Origin of the sequence: Bacillus yunxiaonensis (assembly GCF_037104695.1) — a bacterium.
GTDB lineage: Bacteria > Bacillota > Bacilli > Bacillales > Bacillaceae_G > Bacillus_A > Bacillus_A yunxiaonensis.
The window spans coordinates 614127-636965 of sequence record NZ_JBAWSV010000002.1; the positions used below are offsets into that span (position 1 = coordinate 614127).

Below are 22839 nucleotides of genomic sequence, written 5' to 3' on the forward strand. Positions count from 1 at the left end.
TTGATGGTAATTTATGGTTTTAGAATAAATCTTCGAATTGTTCTTCTTCTGCTACTTCTACTGTTTGCAATACCATTTTCTCTGTATTGGCAACCGCTTCTTCAATAAGCGGCGTAAAATCATAGTATGATTCAAATTTATTCGCTTTTTCACGTTTTGGTTTTGTTGTTGGACTCGCTGGAGTAAATACTGTACAACAATCTTCATACGGACGAATTGAAATGTCATACGTGCCGATTTCGTTTGCGATTTTAATAATTTCTAGCTTATCCATTGCAATAAGCGGACGGATAATTGGATAATTTGTCACTTCATTAATCGTATGCATACTATCTAATGTTTGGCTCGCTACTTGTCCAAGGCTTTCCCCTGTCGTAAGAGCAAGTGCGTTACGCTCTTCTGCAATACGCTCTGCAATACGCATCATCATACGGCGCATAATTGTCATTGAATAGCTAGATGGAATTTCTTTATTAATTGTTTTTTGCACTTCTGTAAACGGTACAAGATGAAGTGTTACACGTTTACAATACTTCGTTAACTCTTGTGTTAAGTCAATTACTTTTTGCTTCGCGCGCTCACTTGTAAATGGCGGACTATGGAAATGAACAGCTTCCACTGATACGCCGCGTTTCATTGTTAAGTAAGCAGCAACTGGGCTATCAATACCGCCGGAAAGAAGAAGCATGACTTTTCCGCCAACACCAACTGGAAGACCGCCAGCTCCCATGCGCTCATCGCACATAATATAGCTATAACCGCTTCTAATTTCAACACGGATATTTACATCTGGATTATGAACATCTACTGTAATATCCTCTGTATTTTGTAAAACATGCCCACCGATTTCTGGAAGCAATTCCATCGTTTGCATCGGGAAGTGCTTATAAGAACGATGAACCGTAATTTTAAATGTTTTCACTTCACGCTTTACTTGCAAGAAAGCAGCAAGTGCACCTTTCTTAATTTCTTCTAAATCTGTTGGCACTTTCATTGCTAAATTAAATTTATGAATACCAAACACATCTTTTAACTTCTCCGCAACCGCTTCATGATCTTCACCATTTAACTGAATATACATGCGGTCATGCGTTGCATCAATTTTTAAGTTTGTAAATTTCTTCAACTTATGTTTTACGTTGTCTTTCAATGTACTTACAAACTTAGAACGGTTCTTTCCTTTTGTTGTCATTTCGCCGTAACGAACTAAAATATATTCGTATGTCATCATCTTTCCTTACCTCATCACTTCATATAATTTTGGCAATGTTTCTTTTACAATTCCTTCGAATTGTTTTACTTCTTCCATCGTATTTTCCGGCGCTAGACTCACGCGAATTGCACTTGCTGCTACTGCGTGCGGCAAGCCCATCGCCAGTAAAACGTGGCTGACTTCGTTTGCTTTGGAAGAGCAAGCAGACTTTGTCGATACATACACATCACGTTCTTCTAGAGCATGTACAACAACCTCTGGCTTTAATCCTACAAATGATACGTTTAAAATATGCGGTGCCGTATGTTCATTCGGCGTATTAATTGTAACATCTTCCATATCTTTAAAAACATGAATGAGTTCTTCTTTTAATGTTTGAAGATGCATGATATTCTCTGATTGCTTTTCTAATGTCATTCGCAAAGCTTTTATCATTGCAACAATGCCCGGCAAGTTTTCTGTACCAGAACGGTAACGCAACTCTTGTCCACCACCTGATAAAACTGGATCAAGTCTAACGCCATCGCGAACATATAAAAGCCCTGTACCTTTTACACTATGGAACTTATGCCCAGAAATCGTGCAAAGGTCAATATGATTTTCATACAAATCAAGCGGGACTTTTCCAATTCCTTGCACATGATCCACATGAAATCGTACTTTCGGATAATCTGCTAATAACTTCCCAATTTCACCAACAGGCTGAATCGCTCCTGTTTCGTTATTAACGTGAATCATGGAAACAAGAATTGTATCCTCTCGAAGAGCACGTTTTACATCTTCTACCGATACAACACCGTTTTTATTTACAGGTAAATATGTAACGTCAAAACCAAGGTTTTCTAGCTGTTTATATGCCTCAGACACAGAAGCGTGTTCAATATTTGTTGTAATCATATGCTTGCCGCGGGAGCGATTTCTCATCGCAATCCCCTTAATTGCAAGGTTATTCCCTTCTGTTCCTCCAGACGTAAAGATAATTTCTGAAGGCTTTACATGAAGAAGCTGCGCTGCAATCGCACGTGATTGCGTTAATAACCGCTCTGATTCTCCTCCAAGGGAATGAATAGAAGAAGGATTCCCAAAATATTTTCCTGCAACTGTTACATAAGATTGCAAGGCTTCCGGGTATGGTTTTGTCGTCGCACTATTATCAAAATAGATCATCGTTCTTCCCCTTTCAGCGATATCGCATCACACAATCATATCATAAAGTGAAACTTTAATCAGTGGGTGTTTTCTTCATCCCCACTGATTATCAGCCCTCACCAATTGGGCGCATACCAGCAGTACCCTCACAATCTTGATGCGGGGGTCTGACTGCCCGCAAATAGCGAGATAAGTTCATGCGTTTACGCTATAGTTTCCATCATTACAGCGGAAGTATGCTTTTCTGCTGTAGCTAAAAACGATCCATATTCCGCTATTCATTATAGCAATATTACATCCTCATGCATACAAAAGTTGTCTGAACAAAAAAACAAACCCCTTAATACATATTAAGGGGTTTGTTCTAAGTCAACAAATTCAGCAATCTTTTGGACAACACCTGGCTCAATTTGTTCTAATACAGAAGCTGCTTGTTCTAGTGCTGCATCATATTCATATTCACGGAATAATCGCTCTGCATTATCTAAACTTTGTGCCAGCATATCATCATGACTGCGATAACGGTTACCATACTGAATTAATTTCTCTACTAAATATGCTTGCTCAATTAATTCTTGCGTTGCTTCATATACACCATTTACAATAGCTACCGCTTCTTCTAACGTACTGGTTACCGCGCCCATATTCAGCGGTTTTAATTCTAGCTGCTCATACACACTTTGCATCGCTTGTTGACCGTTTTGCAGATCAGCCATGATGCTATCTGGCAAGCCTGGTAAATTTGATTTTTGCATCATACGTTTTGATTCCATCAGTGTATGACGCATTTCTTGTAACGCTTCACGTGCTTCAAATTCATCTTTACGCATTGTTTGCAACATATCTTTGTACTCAGCGTGAAGTACTTTCAATGTTTCACATTGCTCGTAAATTTCCTCTAAGTCTTCTCGAATCACAGAGAATGCGATATCTTGCTCTGCAATACGAAGTTGTAATACTTCGAAACGCTTCATCAAAATATGCATTTGTTTTTCAATCACTTTTTGTGATTCAATATCTTTATCTTGCAGCTGATAACTTTGCTTCACAAATTGTGTTTCTGCTTTTGTTTCCAGTGCCTGCTCGCGAATTGTTTCTAAATCTTCGTATACAGCTACTGTCTGCTGTTCAACATAATATTTCGCTCTCACTTCTAATTCCAATTGTTCGTATAACGTATCGAGCTGTGTTTTTAAAACGTCGATTTTTTCTTTTGCTTCTAGCACATGTAGATATTCTAAATCCGCAAGACATGTTTGCAGTTGTTTGTTCATTTCTCTTACTTCTTTTGGGATTTCCAAATGATTTAATACATAGCCTTGCTTTTTCATATCGTCGTGACCTTGTGTTAAGTCTTCTAATTGTACTGGTAAGGTCGCCTGGCATTCTACTAATAAATCAGGCACTTCATGCACAATCAGTTCTAAATTTGATAGTCCTTCTTCTAAACTTATAACAATTTCACGCGCTTTTAAATAATCCCCATTTTGAGTGGCTTCTTCAAACGTTTGAAATTTCTTCGATTCCACATCAAGTGACTCTTCTATTTTCTGTTCTGCTGAGCCAAACATATGTCGATGAGCAAGCACGCTCTTTTTCATATTCCGATATGTATCGCGTAAATGTTCAATTTCTGAGTTGTTTTTCTCATAGCTTTCTAGCAACTCTTGCAATTCATTTAAAATATCAGTAATTCGATGATCCGCTTCATCTAAACCGCTAATGGATTCATTCATTATATGCTTTGCTTTTCGGAAGGAAAATTGCGCTGCAAGTTTTTGAGCGCTTTCTAATTCTTTTTCTGCTTTCGGAAGAATATTAGCAATAATTTCATCCCATTCATTTCGCCATTTTCCAAACAGTTCTTCCGTTTGTCCGGTCATATTTAATTCTTTTACTCTCTTTAATTCATCTGCAACAGGCTTGTCCTTAATTTCTTGCTGCCATTGCTGCAATGCCTCAATATCTTTATATAAACGATTTCTCATCACGAGCTCTACTATAAGAAAGAGCAAAATAGCGCTCACTATGATGATAACGATCGTTAAAATTGAATCCATTCAAAAGCCTCCTATTTATCTTGTTTTTTGTCCGTTCCGTTTTTTGAAATGGAAGGCGTTATGTAAGAAAAGGAAAATCCCCTATATTTAACAACTTTCAATGTACTAATCATACCATGTAATTATATGTTTTTGGCCTAGTTTTTAGAAAAATTTCGCGAAAGAATTTACTCCTTCCAAATCCATTATGGATACATCTCTAACCAAAAGTCATAATTGTTAAAAAACAGTATTTCTTTTCGTAAATGCTATCACCACTTAATTTATATACTACTATATAGTGATTAAAAAGAGAAGATACTATCTCATAGGAAGGAAGGCAGCAAACAAAAAACAGCTCGTTTCCATACATACTGGTAACAAGCTGTTTTTATGTTTTTCGATTTTCTTTATACATAAGCCGCTCTCGGCAGGGGATAATGTGAACGCTCTATACAAAGAGTTTGCTCCATCCACTGCTCTACTTCCTTCATATACATTTCAATAAAAAACACTTCTGACGGAAATGAATGCAGCACTTCTGATATATATTGCGGATATAAATACGGCATACTAATCATTCCCTTTAGCTGGGTCATAAACATCGTGAAAGATACTTTTTGAAACTCTTTATTTTCCTGACCTTGTCTAATAAGTTGTTCCACATAATATCTCTCTTTTGAAAAGTAAATCGTCATTACTTCTCGAATTAATGTGCTATCTAATGAAAGTTCTCTGTAAAAGAAACGAGTAAGCTCTCTTCGCTCAAATTGATATTGTAGAATATTGCGCACTATCTGAAATAATATTTCTTTTGAAGATAAAAAATTCCGCCGTTCAAATGTTATTTCAATTACACGTAAGTACCCCTCTAAAAAGTCTGACACCAACTGTTCCAGCAATCCTCGTTTTCCGGCAAAATAATATGAAATATTTGCTGCATTGACATTTGCTTGTTTTGCTATATCACGCACCGATGTACCATCATATCCTTTCGCATAAAATAGCGAAATTGCCGCGTCGATAATCTTCTGTCTCACCTGTGTCACGCACTCACTCCCTTTCATCGAACAGCTTTTATCCTTTAACAAGCAGTAAGAACTCGGCTAGTTCAACTAACCATCAACCAAGGATGCCCCCTCTACTGATGGAAGTTTCACTTTTATGTAAATTTCTTGACTTTTAAGACAAATTCCTTTAATTTTCTATCGACAAAGTCGTGCGAATTATAGCTTATTTTGCGACGATTTTACATTTTTTTAGGGAAAGGACGGCGTTTTTATGTTTACAGCAGAAGGATATACAGGTACACGTGAGGAACAATACGAAACAGTAATCAAACAACTCGATGCATTATTAACAGGTGAGTCAAATGTAGTGGCTAACTTAGCAAATGCATCTGCTTTACTCAATGTGTTTTTACAAGATATTAACTGGGTGGGCTTTTATGTAACGGAAGGGAATCAGCTTGTACTTGGACCATTTCAAGGACTACCAGCTTGCGTTCGTATCCCATTTGGCCGTGGTGTATGCGGCGTAGCAGCGGAAACAAAAACGACGCAACTTGTCGCTGATGTTCATCAGTTCCCTGGACATATCGCCTGTGATGCAGCTTCTAATTCAGAAATTGTTGTACCACTTATCAAAAACGGTGAAGTCATCGGCGTACTCGACATCGACAGCCCCAATAAAGGTCGTTTTGATGAAATCGATCAAACATATTTAGAGAAATTTGTAGAAACTTTATTAAACCATATATAAAAAAACGGCTCTTAAGATAGAGCCGTTTTTTCTTTTTGCAGCGCTTGTGATAAATCTACTACGATATCGTCCCACGCTTCAAGTCCTGCGGATAAGCGCAGTAAATTATCATAAATACCCATCTGCTCACGAATATGTTTTGGAATAACCGCATGTGTCATCGTTGCTGGATGCTGAATTAACGTTTCTGTATCACCAAGGCTAACTGCAATTGCAATTAACTTTAAGTTATCCATCAAAGCTTGTGCCTCTTCTTTTCCACCTTTTACTGTAAACGAAAGCACACCACCGCCGCGCTTCATTTGTTTATTCGCAAGCATTCCTCCTGGATACCAAACATCTTCTACTAATTCATGATTTCGCAGAAAAGCAGCAATTTTTTCTGCATTTTCAGAGTGGCGATCCATCCGCACTGCTAATGTTTTTAAACCGCGCAAAAGCAGCCATGCATCAAATGGTGACATAATCCCTCCAACATCTTTGCGAATCGGACGAATTTTTTCTGCAAGCTCTTTTGTTTTACAAATCGTAACACCCGCGACAACATCACCATGACCGCCAATATATTTTGTCGCACTGTGCAAAACAACATCGCATCCTAATGTAAGCGGTCTTTGTAAATATGGTGAACAAAACGTATTATCAACAATAACGAGAAGTCCATGCTGCTTTGCTACTTTTACAACAAGTTCTAAATCAATAAGTTTCATCGTTGGATTAATTGGTGTTTCTACAAAAATGATCTTCGTATTCGGTTGAATACTATTTGTAATCTCTGCTTCTGTTTCCATCTCACATAATGTATGCGTAATTGCAAATTTCTCCTCTAGCACTTCTAAAAATCCATACGTACAACCGTATAATCCGTTAGAACAAACAATATGATCTCCCGCTTTTAAAAAGGCTAAAAGCGTCCCTGAAATAGCTGCCATTCCAGAACCAAACGCAAGCGCAGCTTCCCCTTCTTCTAAAGCTGCCATTCTTTCTTCAAATAACTCGACTGTTGGGTTGCCAAGTCTAGAATAAATGTAAGCTGAATCATATCCAGCAAAGCTCGCTTCTCCTTGCTCAGCTGTTTCAAATGTATACGTAGATGTTTGAAATAACGGCGGTGTTAAACTCCCTTTATACTGCGCAGCATCATACCCGTGATGGACTAATGTCGTTTCGATATGTTTCTTTTTCATACAAACATCCCCCTTATACTCCATATTATGTAAGCGTTTTCTATCTGTTGCTATCCTTTCCATGAGCATTCATAAAATTCCTTCTTGCATTTTTCCAAAATTTATATGTATAAAATGAAATTTGATATTCTTGACTCCCTCCTAATAAACAGATATAATAGCCTTTGTGTAAAATAAAAAGGCAGCCTTGTAATGTGAGTTTATTGTTTGTATTTTGTTCCTCATGAAGAGGTGTATCGTGTAACTCCCTGCTGCTGGAGCGAGGATACATGAAAATGAAATGCGCATAAATGTCAATTACGTCTGTTTTTATTTTACAAAAATAAAAACATTTAAAGGAGGAGTCATTCATGGCTCGTTATACAGGTCCATCTTGGAAACTTTCTCGTCGTCTTGGAATCTCTCTAAGCGGCACAGGTAAAGAATTAGAAAAACGCCCTTACGCACCAGGTCCACACGGTCCTAACCAACGTAAGAAACTTTCAGAATACGGTTTACAATTACAAGAGAAACAAAAACTTCGTCACATGTACGGCATGACTGAGCGTCAATTCCGTCGCACATTTGACCAAGCTGGTAAAATGAAAGGTAAACACGGTGAAAACTTCATGATCCTTCTTGAAGCTCGCCTTGATAACCTAGTTTACCGCATGGGCTTAACTCGCACTCGTCGCGCTGCTCGTCAATTAGTAAACCACGGCCACATCATGGTAGATGGCGCTCGCGTTGATATCCCATCTTACCGCGTTAAACCAGGCCAAACAATCAGCGTTCGCGAAAAATCTCAAAACCTAGCTGTTGTTAAAGAAGCAGTTGAAGTTAACAACTTCGTACCTGAGTACTTAACTTTCGATGCTGACAAATTAGAAGCTACTTTCACTCGCTTACCAGAGCGCGCTGAGTTAGCTGCTGAAATCAACGAAGCGTTAATCGTAGAGTTCTACTCTCGTTAATGACGAAAAGCCAATCCTTTTGGATTGGCTTTTTTCTTTGAATAAAAATATTTATTTTAGCTTTATATTCATCGTTTTATCCTGTTCATGTTTCTCGACACAAACATATGGTTCACTATGATTTTTTTGTAAGTGAGTTTTTTCATTTTCTGCTAGCTGTCCTGCGTTCAGTAACGAAAAAATAATTAATGCTTCTAGTGACATATAGTTAAGCTCCTTTTTTTCTATCACTTATGATACATACATCATACAAGCTTGTTATGAACTTGAAGTGAACATACGGAAAAGTTTTGAACAAAAAAAGACTCCGGCAATACACACCGAAGTCTTTTATTCATCTATATTCTCTTACGCTATTTCTTTACGCTTTTCCCCTAAAGAGTAGTTCGCAACTTTTGTAATTGAGCTGTTTGCAATGAAGTAAATCTCCCCGTTTTCTGCAACTAGCTGCGTCGTACGAAGCCCTACTTCTTCGATGATGCCATCGATATCATTAATTTTCACTTTATCGCCAACTGAAAATTGATCTTCAAAAATAATAAAGAATCCTGTTACAACGTCTTTTACTAAGTTTTGTGCACCAAAACCAATTGCTAAACCAGCAACACTCACCCCAGCAAGAAGTGCTTTAATATCGATTCCTACTGTATCTAAAACCGTCATAATTACCATAAAATACACAACATAATGAACAATATTTTGACAAAGCTTCGTTAATGTCGCCTCACGTCTTTCATTCGTACGCACAGGAGCTTTGCTGCTCATCTTAAAAATTTGTTCAATTCCTACACAAGCTACGCGAATAATCACTTTTGCAGCAATAAAAATAATAATTATTCTTAGGATTGTTCCCCCAAAGCTCATTAATTTTTCTGGGTTTAAAACATAATCTTCTAAAATTTTCTGAATATCCATAAGATTAACTCCTCTCCTGTAAAATGCAAAAAGCGTAAGGATTCTTACGCTTTTTCGCACATTAGTAACGAATTAAGAAATATTTTTTCTTACCGCGGCGAATAATTGTAAACTTACCTTCAATGCGGTCTTTTTCTGTTACAGTGTAGTCTAACTCTTGTGTACGCTCACCATTCACATAAACCGCGCCATTTGTAATGTCTTCACGCGCTTGACGTTTTGATGGTGAAATTTTACTTTCTACAAGTACATCCACTAGTAATGCATCTTCTGTATTACGTTCCACAGATGGTACATCCTTAAAGCCTTGCTCGATTTCCGCTGCTGTTAATTCTGCAACAGAACCGCTAAATAGCGCTGCTGAAATTTTAATCGCTTGCTCTAATGCTGCTTCACCGTGAACAAGTTTTGTCATTTCAGAAGCTAATGCTTTTTGTGCTTCACGTTTTTCTGGTGCTTCCGCTACTTGTTTTTCTAACTCAAGAATCTCTTCATGAGATAAGAATGTAAAGTATTTTAAGTATTTAACAACATCGCGGTCATCTGTATTAATCCAGAATTGGTAGAACTCGTAAGGTGTTGTTTTTTCTGGGTCTAACCAAACTGCTCCGCCTTCTGTTTTACCAAACTTCGTACCATCAGACTTCGTTACAAGCGGTACAGTTAAACCAAATGCCTTCGCATCTTCTTCTGATTTACGGATTAATTCAAGACCAGCTGTGATGTTACCCCATTGGTCACTACCACCAATTTGTAATTTACAGCCGTATGTTTGGTATAAGTTTAAGAAATCGTATGATTGTAAAATCATGTAACTAAACTCTGTAAATGAGATACCTGTCTCTAAACGAGATGCAACTGTATCTTTCGCTAACATGTAGTTTAAACCAAAGTTTTTACCGATATCACGTAAGAATGTGATTAAGTCTAAAGAACCAATCCAATCATAGTTGTTTGCGATAATCGCTGGATTTCCTGCTTTTTCAAAGTCCAAGAAACTAGAAAGCTGCTCTTTAATACGCTCACTGAAAAAGGCAACTGTTTCTTTTTCATTTAATGTACGTTCTGCTTTTTTACCACTTGGGTCACCGATTAAACCTGTACCTCCGCCAACAAGTGCGATTGGTTGATGCCCTGCTTGTTGGAAGCGACGTAGTATTAAAATTGGCAGCATATGACCAATATGTAAACTGTCAGCTGTTGGATCAAAGCCACAGTATAATTTCACACTTTCTTTCTCTAACAACTCTTGTAAACCTTCTGCATCCGTTTGTTGGTTAATCAGACCACGGAACTCAAGATCTTGTAAAATGTTCATCAGATTCACTCCTTTAGAAATAGTTTGTGCGCGGAATTTAAAACATAAAAAAATCGCCCCTTCAATAAGGGACGATTTTACTCATCGCGTTACCACCCTAGTTGCAGGAAAAAAACCTGCCACTTCATTCACATAACGGTTCATCACCGTCTTTCCCCTTTTAGATTCGGATTCAATCCAATCGAAGAAAGATGCTCCAGAGGTGTAATTCGCGATCATTTATGTGCTGATTTCCACCGACCATCAGCTCTCTAAAACAGGGAAATGATCACTACTGTTCCCTTTCCACGCTCAATTATTTATATACTTTTCTTTATACCATCATTTATATAGACATGTCAAATAGAGCTGGAAGTTTCTCAGCGTCCAATTACCTTACAAACTCGCAATGAATATCGTAATCAAAGAAAGAATCGGAACACCCGCTAATAATGATACATGAAGCACAATTGATAACTCATTTCCAATCGTCGCTTCCACAGGATCTTTTGCTGGAGACGCAAGAAAACGTAAAAAACGATCTCCCATATTCACTTTTTGCGGAAAATCAGGAACTTCCACATGATCGCTATCTAAATGCTGTTTTAATCTATATTCTTTATCAAAGGGATTTTCGTTCAATTTCATCCACCTCCAGCAATTGTTTCAATTTCTTAATGCCATTATGAAGCCGCGATTTCACCGTTCCTACAGGAATATCAAGTACCTCTGCGATTTCCTTATGCCGCATATCATGATAATAAAAAAGAATAAGAACCGCTCGTTGGTCTTCTGGAACTTTCAAAACCGCCTCTCTCACTGTAAGCCGGTCTTCTTGCGGAAATTCTTGCTCTTGAATCGGTACAAGAAATGGTATAAGTGAACGCCATTTCTTTCTTCGATTCAGTTTATTAATCATAAGCCGATAACCAATTTGAAACAAATACGTTTTAATCTTTCCTTTTTCAATCTCATACATATGTTTCTTACGTTCTAATGTCAAAAACGTATCTTGAACGAGGTCTATGCTCAGCTGTTCATCACGGCTAAAACGATATAAAAACGTATATAACGCTGGTTTGATTAAGAGATATAATCTTTCTCCTGCTAGCTTATCCCCATTTTGATACGCAAGCATTAATTCCTCCTCAATCCCAATCTGCGCCATATTTTTTAATCTCCTTTATCCCCTTTAACGTTAAAGAGATTCGGCTAATTAAATAAATGCTTGCGACTAATGTCCAAACCTGCGCTTGATTCGTAAAAAATTGTACATACGGATTTTGAACTGTTAATCCGCTTGAAACTAGGAAATTTAACACCTGTACACATATACAAGCGTACACTGCAACGCAGACAGATATTGTATCAAATACATTCCAACGAAAGTATACTTTTGTTTTTGTAAAATCGATTTTATGCCCAGCTTTCCGCACAATATATTTCTTGTCAAACGGTATAAGGATTAAGAACATAACAATCATTGTACTTGCCAGTGTAATCATTGAAACTTTAAACCCTATCGCCATTGGCAAAAACAGACCTACAGTAAACACGGCGATAATACTTATTACAACTAATGAAAGCATCATCCATCTATTCTGCATATAAACCGCCTCCTAATCTATCATGTCATAAACTTATACAAATACTGGAGGCACATGGTTCAAAAATTATTTTATTTTTTTATCCCGCTACTTTTGGATAGTAAGTCCCCAGCCTCACGATTCAAAGAAAGCGAAGAGAATAGATGAGGGATAACTGCTGGCATGTGTCCAATTAGGATAGTGGTGGATGAAGCCCCTAACTGAGAGAAGTTTTACTTTATTTCTTTAATTACTCTTGCAGGGTTGCCTCCTACTACCACATTATCCCGTATATCCTTCGTTACAACTGCACCAGATGCAATCACTACATTATCTCCAATTGTGACACCCGGATTAATGACAGCTCTTCCACCAATCCATACGTTATTGCCAATTGTAACAGGTTTACCAAATTCTACGCCGCTTGCTCGTTCAATTGGATTAAGAGGATGCGTCGCTGTGTAAATATGGACACCTGGAGCCATTAAGCAATTATCCCCTACTACTACTGGACACACATCTAAAATCACACAATCAAAATTCGCATAAAAATTTTCTCCGACATGAATGTTGTAGCCATAATCACATTTAAAGGAAGATTCAATATGAACGTTATCGCCAGTTGAACCAAATAGCTCTTTTATGATTACTCGTCGCTCCTCATGTTTTGTTTCTGGTATTTCATTCAACTTTCTTGTTAATGTTCGGGCATACTCTCGTTCTTGTACTAGTACTGGATCAGCGGCTACATACATTTCACCACATATCATCTTTTCTTTTTCCGTTCTCACAATACCATCCCCTTAAACACGTACATATAAGTTCTTTCGTTTTTATACTAACATACTTAAAATAAGCAAGTTCTGAACTATACTTGATTCAGAACTTGCTTATTTAATCTTCCATCGATTAGATTAGCTAGGCTAACCATAAGTGAGAAATGAGCTTTACTTATGAAAATGACTACGGTCGTTTTTCCAGCGCTAATTTAATCCCAAATGCCAAAAGTACAAAACCGCTTATCCCTTGAATAGCCCGCTCTGTAGACGGCTTTTTCATCCATGTTCGAATTGCATTGATTAAATAAATATAGAGTATAAACCATAGAAAGGTTAAAACTGTATATGTCATTCCCATAATAAAAAGTTGAAAAAACGTATTTCCATCATGCTGTATAAATTGTGGTAAAAATGTTAAAAAGAAAATAGCTACTTTTGGATTTAACAAATTAGTAAGAAAACCTTGCCGGAAGCAAGGAGCGCCCTGATACTTATTTTCAACTGTAATATCCTCTGTTTGTTTTCCTTTCTTCCGTATAGACCATAATGATACGCATCCTAAATAAATAAGATAAATAGCACCAATATACTTAAAAATAGAAAATAAAAATGCCGATTTAACAAGAATTGCAGAAATCCCAAGTACAGCTGCTAACGTATGAATACTTAAACCACATAGAATACCAAAAACAGTTTTCATTCCGCCTTGTTTTCCCTGCAGTATTGTATTCTGAGTTACTAATCCTGTATCAGGTCCTGGCAAAATAATAAGAAAAATTGACATAGCAACAAAAAGATAATATTGCGTCACTAACATCCCTCCACAGGTTACATCTTTTCTTTATCCCGCTACTTACGGGCAGTAAGACTCCCACCTCAAGATTTTGATAGAACAAAGAAGATAGGTGGGGATGAAGCCCCCACTGATGGAAGTTTCACTTTATCCCATTGTATCAACCTTCTTGCATCCTCATTTTACATATTACAATAAGTTATATGTAACGCTGAACAATTTGAACACAATTTCACTATACCCTAAACAAGAAAGGCCTGAACCAAGTGTAGTTCAGACCTTTCTTACTTAATCTTCCATCGTAGATAAGTCTCCTGTTGGTAAGTTTAACTCCCACGCCTTTAATACACGGCGCATAATTTTACCGCTTCTCGTTTTCGGTAATTTATCACGGAACTCAATTTGACGAGGTGCCGCATGAGCAGCCAATCCTTTTTTCACAAATTGGCGAATATCTTCTTTTAACTCTTCAGATGGTTCATAACCTGTGCGCAGTGCAATAAATGCTTTAATAATCTCGCCGCGCACTGGGTCTGGGATTCCGATAACACCAGCTTCCGCAACTGCTGCGTGCTCGATTAATTTACTTTCCACTTCAAATGGACCAACGCGCTCGCCTGACGTCATAATAACATCATCAATACGCCCTTGGAACCAGAAGTATCCATCTTCATCCATATACGCAGAGTCACCTGACACATACCAGTCTCCTGGCATAAAATAAGACTCATATTTTTGCGGGTTATTCCAAACAGCACGCATCATCGATGGCCAGCCTTTTCCAATTGCTAAGTTCCCCATTGTATATGGCGGCACTTCATTTCCTTCATTATCAACGATTGCTGCCTTCACGCCCGGAATTGGTTTTCCCATTGATCCTGGACGAATTTCCATACAAGGATAGTTACAGATAACTTGTCCTCCTGTTTCTGTCATCCACCATGTATCATGAATGCGAAGATGGAACACTTTCATCGCCCAGCGAATAACTTCTGGATTTAACGGCTCACCAACACTCAAAATATGACGAAGTGCTGATAGATCATATTTTTTAAGCGTATCGTCACCAGCACCCATTAACATACGGAATGCTGTCGGAGCGCTATACCAAACGGTTACACCATAATTTTGAAGCGTTTCGTACCAAGCATCCGGGCTAAAGCGTCCACCTAAAACTACGTTAGAAGCCCCAACTAGCCAAGGCGCAAAAATACCGTATGCTGTTCCTGTTACCCAGCCTGGATCCGCTGTGCACCAATACACATCATCTTCTTTTAAGTCTAGTACCCATTTTGCTGTTTGATGCTGCTGCACCATTGCATTTTGAACGTGCAGCACACCTTTTGGTTTCCCTGTTGAACCAGACGTATAATGTAAAATAAGTCCATCTTCTCTTCCAAGCCATTCAATATTTAATTTATTCGAAGCTTGTTCAAAAAGTGGATTAAACGCTGTAATTTTACCGCCTTCTTCTACATTTTCACCAACGACAAATACCGTTTTTAATGCTGGTAAATCATTAAAAGGTATACGCTCTAACAATTCTGGCGTTGTTACAAGCACCTTTGCTTCACTATCCACTAAACGGTCGCATACAGCCGCTTCCATGAAAGCTTCAAATAGCGGTCCTACGATTGCTCCAAGTTTTACTGCACCAAGTAAAGTGAAATATAATTCCGGTGAACGAGGCATAAAAATAAAGACGCGATCGCCTTTTTCGACATCACCATAATTCTTTAAGACATTTCCTGCTTTATTCGACAACTCCATCATTTCTTTAAATGTATACTTCTCTTTTCTCTCGCCATCTTGATAATACAATGCTACTTTATTTTTCCGGTGGGATTTAGCATGTCGATCAATTGCTTCGTAAGCCATATTTACTCGCCCAGTTTCATGCCAAGAAAAGTTTTGATTTACTTCTTCCCAATTAAAATTTTGATATGCTTCATCATAATTTAACAAATTATTTTCACCTTTAATTACTGGAAGCGTTTCTACTTTCATTCTTTACATCCCCCTTCTATGTACTCTATGTATTTATTATAAATACATTTTTTATAATTTTCAGTATTTTTTACAAATTTCGCACAAATTTTTACTGACAAATTTCGATTCACATCGCATACTGAGTACAGTAGTATGAAAATAGATAGTAGATTCACAAAGCTCTGAAGGTGGTGAGCCTAAAATTGATTCATAGTAAAGTATACAACGTAAGAAACTTGAAAACGCCGAAAGGAACTTTAATTATTGAAGGTCCTGTCAAAACGCATAATTTAGAAATGTATGAGTTTCATCCTGATTTAGTTGCCTTTCGACCTGCCGATCAGCAATATAAAGCAATTGTCGAAATTTCCAAGTTACCTGAAGCTCGCATCATTATCGCTCGTCATGAACAAATAATTATTGGCTATGTAACCTATTTATATCCTGATCCGCTTGAGAGATGGTCTGAAGGGAAAATGGACGATTTAATCGAACTTGGTGCCATTGAAGTCGCATCAGATTTTCGCGGATGTGCTGTTGGAAAGAACTTATTAGAAGTTTCTATGATGGATGATCATATGGAAGATTATATTATTTTAACAACTGAGTATTATTGGCACTGGGATTTAAAACAAACCGGCTTAAATGTTTGGGAATATCGAAAAGTAATGGAAAAAATGATGAATGCTGGCGGGCTTGAATGGATGGCAACAGATGATCCTGAAATTTGTTCGCATCCGGCAAACTGCTTAATGGTTCGCATCGGAAAACGCATTGATCCACAATCCATTCAAAAGTTTGATCGCTTACGCTTCCAGAATCGTTTCATGTACTAAAAGGGAGGATTACATCATGATTGTTGAAGAAATTATGAATCAAAATGTAACAGCGCTGCGCCCAACTGACACGATTGAAACAGCTCTAAGAACATTGGCAGCAAAAAGTATCCGTCACATTCCAGTTGTAAATGAAAAATATGAAGTCGTTGGGATTATTTCTGACCGTGACGTTCGAGATGCAAGTCCATCTATTCTTGATGAACACGTTTCAAAGGATGCTCTTAAAGAGCCGATTGAACGTATTATGAAGCATCCCGTTATGACATGTCACCCTCTTGACTTCGTTGAAGAAATTGCCACTTTATTTTTTGAAAATAAAATTGGCTGCCTTCCTGTTACAAAAAGCGGTAAGCTTGTCGGTATTATTTCAGAATCGACCGTACTGCATACGCTTGTTAAATTAACAGGTGCTCATCAACCAAGTTCACAAGTTGAAATTCAAATAAAAAATGAACCTGGTATTCTTGGAAAAGTTGTTGCTGTTTTTAGTGAACTGAAGATTAACATTGTGAGCGTTCTCGTCTATCCAGCAAAAGAAGAGAGCGACAAAGTTCTTGTTTTCCGCATTCAAACAATGAATCCTCTTAAAGCAATTGAAGAGCTAGAACAAAAAGGCTACCATGTGTTATGGCCGAATATCGCGGGGATGGGAACATGAAAAATGTATTCATTTACTCCGAAGATTATCAGGGCTATTCCTTTAGTCCTGATCACCCTTTTAATCAGCTTCGCGTAAAGCTGACGTATGATTTGCTCCAAAAAGGAGGATTCATACAGCCTTCACAAGTCATTCCACCTCGAATCGCAACAGATGAAGAAATTGCTTTAATTCATACAGAGGAGTACATAAATGCGGTAAAACGTGCTGGAGAAGGAACGCTGGAAAAATCAATCGCAATGTCCTACGGCCTTGGAACAGAAGATACGCCAATGTTTGCAAATATGCATGAAGCAAGCGCCCTTCTTGTTGGAGGGACATTAACTGCGGTCGATGCAATCCTTGAAGGAAAAGCAGAACATGCTCTAAATTTAGGAGGCGGCTTACATCACGGCTTTCGCGGCAAAGCATCTGGCTTTTGTATTTATAATGACAGCTCAATTGCCATTAAATATATGCAGCAAAAATACGGTCTTCGTGTTTTATACATTGATACAGACGCTCATCATGGTGATGGTGTGCAGTGGTCCTTTTATGATGATCCTAACGTATGCACAATTTCCTTGCATGAAACAGGGCGTTACTTATTTCCAGGAACAGGTGCTGTAAACGAACGTGGTCAAGGGAATGGATACAGCTATTCTTTTAACGTTCCCCTTGATGCTTTTACAGAAGATGAATCATTTATACATGCATATCGCACTGTTATTCGTGAAGTCGCTGATTATTTCAAACCAGATATTATCTTAACGCAAAACGGAGCTGATGCTCATTATTATGACCCTCTAACACATCTTTGTTCAACGATACAAATTTACCGCGAAATCCCAAGACTTGCTCATGAAATTGCTCATGAATATTGCAACGGTCGCTGGATTGCAGTCGGTGGCGGCGGCTATGATATGTGGCGTGTCGTTCCAAGAGCTTGGGCACTCATTTGGCTCGAAATGAATAACATCCAAAACATCTCAGGTTATCTCCCTCCAGAATGGATTGAAGCTTGGAAAGGACAAGCTCAAACAACTCTCCCGCTCACCTGGGAAGACCCAGACAACATGTATAAACCAATTCCACGCAAACAAGAGATTGAAGAAAAAAACGAATTAACTGTAGCAAAATGTCTAGAAATAATTCGGAATAATATGAAAAAGGTATTGTATTAAATTTTAGAATGGGAGGAATTCTTCCCATTCTAAATTTAGTAACAATCTCAAGGAGTGTAGATCATGGAAGTAACGATTCAATTAGCAGACAAAGAAGATGCTTTCATGTGGAAGCAACAACTTATATATACAGAGCGGGGAACATTTGAACTATTTACGAAAGGACACGGAGAGCCTCTTTGCGTGACACACCTTTACTCACAGTTTAATGAAACAGGTGATTATTTTGCTGATAGCTTCACATCCTTACATAAAGTTATATTAATTAACTTAAAAGAAGCAGGCAATTCAGTAACTGCTTGTAAAGAAGAAGAATTAAGCATGGAAGAAACAGCTGAAGACCTAGAAGCAATTCGAGAAGCACTGAACATTTCATCATGGCATTTTGCAGGGCACTCTACCGGCGGCATGCTTGGGCTAATGTACGCTATAAACTATCCGCAATCATTACAATCTTTAGTAGTAGTTGGCGCTGCTGCTAGTGATTACACAAAAACGAAAGATTGCATTTACCATCCACATCATCCTCAGTTTGCATATATGCAGCAACTCATTGAAGATTTAAAACTGCCGCATCTTACGAAAAAAGAAAGACGTACTTTATCAATCAAACGTACGAAATTATCTTTATACCATCCAGAACAATATGAAACATACTTTTCAAAACCGATTCATAAGACGATGGCCGCAAGCCGTATGAACTATTTTTCAAAAGAATTTCGTAGCTTTGATTTAAGAAAACAACTTGCTAGCGTAACAACAAAAACGTTAATCATTTGTGGAAAACACGATGTTCAATGTCCTATTGCATCGTCCCTACAAATACATCAAGGTAGTCGAAACTCTTCTTTTATTCCTTTTGAACACAGCAATCATTATCCCTTTTTAGAAGAGAAATAGAAATTTTCATCTGTTATTACAGCGTTCTATCATTCTTTGGAGGAAGGCAGTGAACATCTATAATGCTTCAAAATGGAATTACTTATATAACAATTAACAACGTTCGCCATTGGTGCCAAGTTGCTGGTGCAGAACATAGGACAACACCAATTGTTGTTGTTCATGGTGGACCAGGAGGAAATCATTACGTATTTGAGCGAACAATTGGACCAAAACTAGAAGCATTTGCAACTATTATTTATTATGAACAACGCGGGTGCGGGCGTTCTGATGCTCCCAAAAATGAAGAAGATTACTCTATCGCTATTCTAGTCGATGATCTTGAAAAACTAAGGGAAGCTCTGCAGATTCCGAAATTCCATCTACTTGGCTATTCCTTTGGCGGACAACTTAGTTTGGAATATACGTTAGCTTATCCAAACCGAGTAGACACTTTACTTCTGCAAGCTCCTTCTTCCGGTGACTATGAACACACGTATCATATTCAACTTGCTGGATTTGAAAAAGTTGCTCCTAAAGAAATAAAACAACAGATTCAGCACGTTCAGCAGCTTCCGATATCCTTAAAAGAAAAGTACGATATGGTATGGCAGATTGTTGATGTAGAAACAGTAGATCGTTTACTTTTTCATGATGAGAAATACGCAAAACACAATCGTTCACTTTGGGAAGAAAGTGGATTAACCAACACAGGATTGATGGCGAAAGCTTTATTTCAGTCTTCTCCTTCAATTCCATTGAAAGAGCGTACGTCTCAAATCGCCGCTCCATCCCTCTTCCTCGTTGGAAAACACGATCGTAATACAGGAATGGAAATGACGAAAGAGCTTGCTGGTAATATGCCAAATGCTGCCCTTGCACTCTTTGAACATAGCGCTCATTTTCCAGATATTGAAGAAAGAGAAATTTATGCGATGACCATTAAAGAGTTTCTTCTATAGATGTATCCCGCACTAACCATCAGTAGGAGATGAAGCCCCTCACTGATGGAATTTTCACTTTATGAAAATCCCTGCCATTTCTCTTCTTACCAGATACCCCTTTCTCTGATGTAGCTAAGAGTGATTTCATCTCAAATGATAATTATCTCTCTTTGAGGAATAATAGTAATAACAACTATTTTATTTATAGCGGAGAAGTGAATATGCCAAACATTTTTATTTATGCAGCGTTTGCAATGCTATCCATTATATTTGTTCTATCATTATTCCTACTTATTGGTTGGCGTTGGATCATAAAACGAATGGTGAAAAAGTACGGAAAAATCATTTTAACCGATAGTTATCAAGAAAATATTATAGAATTGATGCCAGGTCTAAGGCATATGGGCATCCAAAATATGATAGAAAATAGCTTACGTGCAGAAACAGGCAGCGTCCTTCAGCGACCACTTGCTGGTTCTTCAAAAAAGTGGCCGCATTTGGATCCGATAACTTTTATTCCTGCACAAACGACACCATTTCCAGTTGATGGTGAAGAAGAAGTCGATGTAAAAATAACGATTGGACCAAAAGCAAAAAAACCACTAGAAATTCAAATCCCCCTAATGATCAGTGGTATGGGCTATGGAATAGGTCTTAGTGAACAAGCAAGGCTTTCATTAGCGGAAGCAGCTAAAAATGCAGGAACAGCGATTAATTCTGGTGAAGGCGGAATCTTACCTGAAGAGCTAAACACAGCTGGAAAGTATATTTTACAGTTTTCGAAAACAGCATGGGCAAAGGAAAAAGAAGTGATTAAGCGTGCCGACATGATCGAAATTAAACTTGGTCAAGGGGCACTAGCCGGGATGGGCAAGAAAATTGAGCCTAAAGATTTAACAGGTCGTGCTCGCGAGGTGATGGGACTTAAGGAAAATGAGGATGCCGTAATTTTTGAACATTTTTTTGAAAATCAAACATTAAAGGACATAAAAGAACTAGTTGAGGAACTAAGAAGTTTATCTGGTGGTGTCCCCATTGGCGCGAAAATCGGTGCGGGTGGAAAAATTGAAGAAGATATTGATTATTTAATTGACCAAGGTGTTGATTTTATCACAATTGACGGAGGACAAGCAGCGATGAAAGAGGCTCCGCCTATTTTATGTGATGATTTTGGTATTCCAACATTACATGCGGTCGTTCGTGCTGTGAATCATTTAGAAAAAAGAAATAAAAAAGGGGAAATAAGTTTAATTGTCTCCGGAGGACTTTTAGTCCCTGGACACTTTTTAAAGGTGCTCGCACTCGGCGCTGATGCCGTGTATCTTGGCTCGGCAATGTTATTTTCTCTCTCACATACTCAATCCTTTAATGCACTTCCTTTCGAGCCGCCGACACAAGCTATTTGGTATAACGGGAAATTTAAGGATCAATTTAATGTCGAAGATGGAGTAAAATCTGCTGAAAAGTTCTTAACTGCAAGTGTAGAAGAAATGAAAATGGCATTAAGAGCTATGGGAAAACGCTCATTAAAAGAATTGTCAAAAAAAGATTTAGTATCATACGATGAGTTGACTGCGAAAATGGTTGGAATTCCGTTTTCATTTGAACCTTTGGAAGACAAGCAAATGCAAAACTAAGTACGATAATCAATTATAAAACACACCCAGAACACCCCAAATGAGAGGGAAAAAGAGGTGCATGTAGCACCTCTTTTTCTTATGTTAATTAGCACACATCCGATTCAATGCTTACTGATAAGAAAAAAGAAAATATATCAGGAACTCTTTTTCTAAAAAACATATAGTGATGTTCCGCATCGTTAATAACTTCAAATTTTGTATTGGGTACTTTCTTCCTTAAGATTTCATAAAGTGCTTTATTTGAGGCTAAAAATTCCTTACTTATTATATCTTCATCTCCAGCTTCCTTATTTCCGCAGTCTAAGTAAAAGCTTTCAATCAATGACAAATCGGAATCTTGTAATAATTTTTCTATTTCTTCCTGGTTCCGGTAAAAAGCAGAAGATAAAATGGCCACGTTTCGGAAAACTTGTGGATAACAGCAAGCAGCGTAAGTGGAAATGAGTCCTCCTAATGAAATCCCCACCATAGCTGTACAATCTTTTAGTGTGCGGTATGTATTGTCTATGTACGGTTTCAATTCATTTACAATGAAGTCTACATACTGTTTCCCTTTTCCACCAGATGAACTCGCCTGACCTAATATTTTCTTGCTGTATTCTCCGTTTATCCAAGGACAATATTCATTTATTCGCTCTTCACTATTTTGGTCGATTCCGACAACAATAACTTCTAATTTATTTTCATCCAAGAAGTCTTCAAGTCCTAAAGATATACCACCAATGGCATCTGCATCTCGAAAGACATTTTGTCCATCGTGCATATATAATACGGGATAACCTCTGTCTCCCTCATTATAATTTTTCGGTAAGTATACTCTAATGAGTCTTTCTTGTTTAAATGAGTTTATATATACAGGAAATATTTCTAGCACAATGATCCCTTCCTTTCACTTTATTTATTTTCTTACATACAATTTATCATCATTTTCATTCATTTCTATCATTGGAAAGATTCTTCACCCTTCCACTGATGAAAAAGTCTCTTTTTGTATCCTTCAACCGAATCCTTTATCTTTTGAATATTTTCATGAGAAATGAAAGAACTTAATAAAA

General features: G+C 37.8%; 23 protein-coding genes and 1 other annotated feature. Of the genes, 8 read left to right on the forward strand and 15 right to left on the reverse strand.

The features are described 5' to 3' along the window. Positions 1–19 precede the first annotated feature (19 nt). The 4 genes from thiI to refZ all read right to left on the reverse strand — a co-directional run bounded on the left by thiI (position 20) and on the right by refZ (position 5450). Entirely contained in the window at positions 20–1231 is a 1212-nt protein-coding gene (thiI, locus tag WAX78_RS09235) for a tRNA uracil 4-sulfurtransferase ThiI (RefSeq protein WP_336481968.1), read from the reverse strand. A 6-nt stretch (positions 1232–1237) separates the two neighbouring features. After that, the gene (locus WAX78_RS09240) at positions 1238–2380 is read right to left on the reverse strand and encodes a cysteine desulfurase family protein (RefSeq protein WP_336481969.1); all 1143 of its coding nucleotides are present in this window, start codon (positions 2378–2380) and stop codon (positions 1238–1240) included. A gap of 332 nt (positions 2381–2712) precedes the next feature. After that, entirely contained in the window at positions 2713–4422 is a 1710-nt protein-coding gene (gene ezrA, locus WAX78_RS09245) for a septation ring formation regulator EzrA (RefSeq protein WP_336481970.1), read from the reverse strand. 389 nt (positions 4423–4811) lie between these two features. After that, positions 4812–5450 carry a forespore capture DNA-binding protein RefZ gene (gene refZ, locus WAX78_RS09250; protein ID WP_336481971.1) on the reverse strand — a complete coding sequence of 213 codons (639 nt, stop codon included), beginning with the start codon at positions 5448–5450 and terminating at the stop codon, positions 4812–4814. 232 nt (positions 5451–5682) lie between these two features. On the opposite strand from refZ, the gene WAX78_RS09255 reads away from it, so the two are divergent. Next, complete coding sequence (locus tag WAX78_RS09255) at positions 5683–6162, forward strand: GAF domain-containing protein (RefSeq protein WP_336481972.1); 480 nt, start codon at positions 5683–5685, stop codon at positions 6160–6162. Between the two features lie 11 nt (positions 6163–6173). Here the strand turns inward: WAX78_RS09255 and megL are convergent, their stop codons facing one another. Beyond that, complete coding sequence (gene megL / locus WAX78_RS09260; RefSeq protein WP_336481973.1) at positions 6174–7349, reverse strand: methionine gamma-lyase; 1176 nt, start codon at positions 7347–7349, stop codon at positions 6174–6176. A gap of 350 nt (positions 7350–7699) precedes the next feature. Between megL and rpsD the strand changes: the two genes are divergently transcribed. Beyond that, positions 7700–8302, forward strand: coding sequence for a 30S ribosomal protein S4 (rpsD, locus tag WAX78_RS09265; RefSeq protein ID WP_336481974.1), 603 nt, complete (start codon positions 7700–7702; stop codon positions 8300–8302). 51 nt (positions 8303–8353) lie between these two features. On the opposite strand, the gene WAX78_RS09270 is transcribed toward rpsD, so the two are convergent. The 9 genes from WAX78_RS09270 to acsA all read right to left on the reverse strand — a co-directional run bounded on the left by WAX78_RS09270 (position 8354) and on the right by acsA (position 15679). Next, on the reverse strand, positions 8354–8506 hold the full coding sequence (locus WAX78_RS09270; protein WP_336481975.1) for a transporter: 153 nt from the start codon (positions 8504–8506) through the stop codon (positions 8354–8356). Positions 8507–8650: 144 nt separating this feature from the next. Then, complete coding sequence (locus tag WAX78_RS09275; RefSeq protein ID WP_336481976.1) at positions 8651–9217, reverse strand: mechanosensitive ion channel family protein; 567 nt, start codon at positions 9215–9217, stop codon at positions 8651–8653. Positions 9218–9278: 61 nt separating this feature from the next. Continuing rightward, entirely contained in the window at positions 9279–10535 is a 1257-nt protein-coding gene (tyrS, locus tag WAX78_RS09280) for a tyrosine--tRNA ligase (RefSeq protein WP_098305443.1), read from the reverse strand. A 64-nt stretch (positions 10536–10599) separates the two neighbouring features. Next, positions 10600–10832: a binding site (T-box leader), on the reverse strand. A gap of 78 nt (positions 10833–10910) precedes the next feature. Beyond that, on the reverse strand, positions 10911–11156 hold the full coding sequence (locus WAX78_RS09285; RefSeq protein WP_336481977.1) for a hypothetical protein: 246 nt from the start codon (positions 11154–11156) through the stop codon (positions 10911–10913). Further along, entirely contained in the window at positions 11137–11682 is a 546-nt protein-coding gene (locus WAX78_RS09290) for an RNA polymerase sigma factor (RefSeq protein WP_336481978.1), read from the reverse strand. The genes WAX78_RS09285 and WAX78_RS09290 overlap by 20 nt, the downstream gene beginning before the upstream one ends. Continuing rightward, positions 11663–12121, reverse strand: coding sequence for a hypothetical protein (locus tag WAX78_RS09295; protein WP_336481979.1), 459 nt, complete (start codon positions 12119–12121; stop codon positions 11663–11665). Before WAX78_RS09295 ends, WAX78_RS09290 begins: the two co-directional genes overlap by 20 nt. A 212-nt stretch (positions 12122–12333) precedes the next feature. After that, complete coding sequence (locus tag WAX78_RS09300) at positions 12334–12891, reverse strand: maltose acetyltransferase domain-containing protein (RefSeq protein ID WP_336481980.1); 558 nt, start codon at positions 12889–12891, stop codon at positions 12334–12336. A gap of 172 nt (positions 12892–13063) precedes the next feature. Beyond that, positions 13064–13696 carry a LysE family translocator gene (locus tag WAX78_RS09305; RefSeq protein ID WP_336481981.1) on the reverse strand — a complete coding sequence of 211 codons (633 nt, stop codon included), beginning with the start codon at positions 13694–13696 and terminating at the stop codon, positions 13064–13066. Positions 13697–13960: 264 nt separating this feature from the next. Continuing rightward, complete coding sequence (gene acsA / locus WAX78_RS09310) at positions 13961–15679, reverse strand: acetate--CoA ligase (protein WP_336481982.1); 1719 nt, start codon at positions 15677–15679, stop codon at positions 13961–13963. Positions 15680–15864: 185 nt separating this feature from the next. Here acsA and WAX78_RS09315 point away from each other — a divergent pair, with 185 nt between their 5' ends. The 6 genes from WAX78_RS09315 (at position 15865) to WAX78_RS09340 (ending at position 21781) form a co-directional block, all read left to right on the forward strand. Continuing rightward, positions 15865–16497 (forward strand): GNAT family N-acetyltransferase, encoded by a 633-nt coding sequence (locus WAX78_RS09315; protein ID WP_336481983.1) that lies wholly within the window; start codon positions 15865–15867, stop codon positions 16495–16497. A 16-nt stretch (positions 16498–16513) separates the two neighbouring features. Continuing rightward, on the forward strand, positions 16514–17158 hold the full coding sequence (locus WAX78_RS09320; protein WP_336481984.1) for an acetoin utilization AcuB family protein: 645 nt from the start codon (positions 16514–16516) through the stop codon (positions 17156–17158). Beyond that, the gene (locus tag WAX78_RS09325; RefSeq protein WP_336481985.1) at positions 17155–18321 is read left to right on the forward strand and encodes an acetoin utilization protein AcuC; all 1167 of its coding nucleotides are present in this window, start codon (positions 17155–17157) and stop codon (positions 18319–18321) included. Before WAX78_RS09320 ends, WAX78_RS09325 begins: the two co-directional genes overlap by 4 nt. A gap of 105 nt (positions 18322–18426) precedes the next feature. Beyond that, complete coding sequence (locus WAX78_RS09330) at positions 18427–19221, forward strand: alpha/beta fold hydrolase (RefSeq protein ID WP_336482024.1); 795 nt, start codon at positions 18427–18429, stop codon at positions 19219–19221. 62 nt (positions 19222–19283) lie between these two features. Then, complete coding sequence (locus WAX78_RS09335) at positions 19284–20162, forward strand: alpha/beta fold hydrolase (protein WP_336481986.1); 879 nt, start codon at positions 19284–19286, stop codon at positions 20160–20162. Between the two features lie 203 nt (positions 20163–20365). Further along, on the forward strand, positions 20366–21781 hold the full coding sequence (locus WAX78_RS09340; protein ID WP_336481987.1) for an FMN-binding glutamate synthase family protein: 1416 nt from the start codon (positions 20366–20368) through the stop codon (positions 21779–21781). 88 nt (positions 21782–21869) lie between these two features. Here WAX78_RS09340 and WAX78_RS09345 read toward each other — a convergent pair whose 3' ends face one another. Then, the gene (locus tag WAX78_RS09345; RefSeq protein ID WP_336481988.1) at positions 21870–22658 is read right to left on the reverse strand and encodes an alpha/beta hydrolase; all 789 of its coding nucleotides are present in this window, start codon (positions 22656–22658) and stop codon (positions 21870–21872) included. Between the last annotated feature and the right edge of the window lie 181 nt (positions 22659–22839).

Bases quoted from the DNA above. Each gene is read 5' to 3' on its own strand.
- WAX78_RS09325 (WP_336481985.1), top strand. From the start codon at position 17,155: ATGAAAAATGTATTCATTTACTCCGAAGATTATCAGGGCTATTCCTTT.
- WAX78_RS09255 (WP_336481972.1), top strand. From the start codon at position 5,683: ATGTTTACAGCAGAAGGATATACAGGTACACGTGAGGAACAATACGAA.
- thiI (WP_336481968.1), bottom strand. From the start codon at position 1,231: ATGATGACATACGAATATATTTTAGTTCGTTACGGCGAAATGACAACA.
- WAX78_RS09290 (WP_336481978.1), bottom strand. From the start codon at position 11,682: ATGGCGCAGATTGGGATTGAGGAGGAATTAATGCTTGCGTATCAAAAT.
- rpsD (WP_336481974.1), top strand. From the start codon at position 7,700: ATGGCTCGTTATACAGGTCCATCTTGGAAACTTTCTCGTCGTCTTGGA.
- megL (WP_336481973.1), bottom strand. From the start codon at position 7,349: ATGAAAAAGAAACATATCGAAACGACATTAGTCCATCACGGGTATGAT.
- WAX78_RS09240 (WP_336481969.1), bottom strand. From the start codon at position 2,380: ATGATCTATTTTGATAATAGTGCGACGACAAAACCATACCCGGAAGCC.
- WAX78_RS09275 (WP_336481976.1), bottom strand. From the start codon at position 9,217: ATGGATATTCAGAAAATTTTAGAAGATTATGTTTTAAACCCAGAAAAA.
- WAX78_RS09320 (WP_336481984.1), top strand. From the start codon at position 16,514: ATGATTGTTGAAGAAATTATGAATCAAAATGTAACAGCGCTGCGCCCA.
- WAX78_RS09305 (WP_336481981.1), bottom strand. From the start codon at position 13,696: ATGTTAGTGACGCAATATTATCTTTTTGTTGCTATGTCAATTTTTCTT.
- tyrS (WP_098305443.1), bottom strand. From the start codon at position 10,535: ATGAACATTTTACAAGATCTTGAGTTCCGTGGTCTGATTAACCAACAA.
- WAX78_RS09340 (WP_336481987.1), top strand. From the start codon at position 20,366: ATGCCAAACATTTTTATTTATGCAGCGTTTGCAATGCTATCCATTATA.
- WAX78_RS09335 (WP_336481986.1), top strand. From the start codon at position 19,284: ATGCTTCAAAATGGAATTACTTATATAACAATTAACAACGTTCGCCAT.
- acsA (WP_336481982.1), bottom strand. From the start codon at position 15,679: ATGAAAGTAGAAACGCTTCCAGTAATTAAAGGTGAAAATAATTTGTTA.
- WAX78_RS09330 (WP_336482024.1), top strand. From the start codon at position 18,427: ATGTGGAAGCAACAACTTATATATACAGAGCGGGGAACATTTGAACTA.
- ezrA (WP_336481970.1), bottom strand. From the start codon at position 4,422: ATGGATTCAATTTTAACGATCGTTATCATCATAGTGAGCGCTATTTTG.
- WAX78_RS09270 (WP_336481975.1), bottom strand. From the start codon at position 8,506: ATGTCACTAGAAGCATTAATTATTTTTTCGTTACTGAACGCAGGACAG.
- WAX78_RS09295 (WP_336481979.1), bottom strand. From the start codon at position 12,121: ATGCAGAATAGATGGATGATGCTTTCATTAGTTGTAATAAGTATTATC.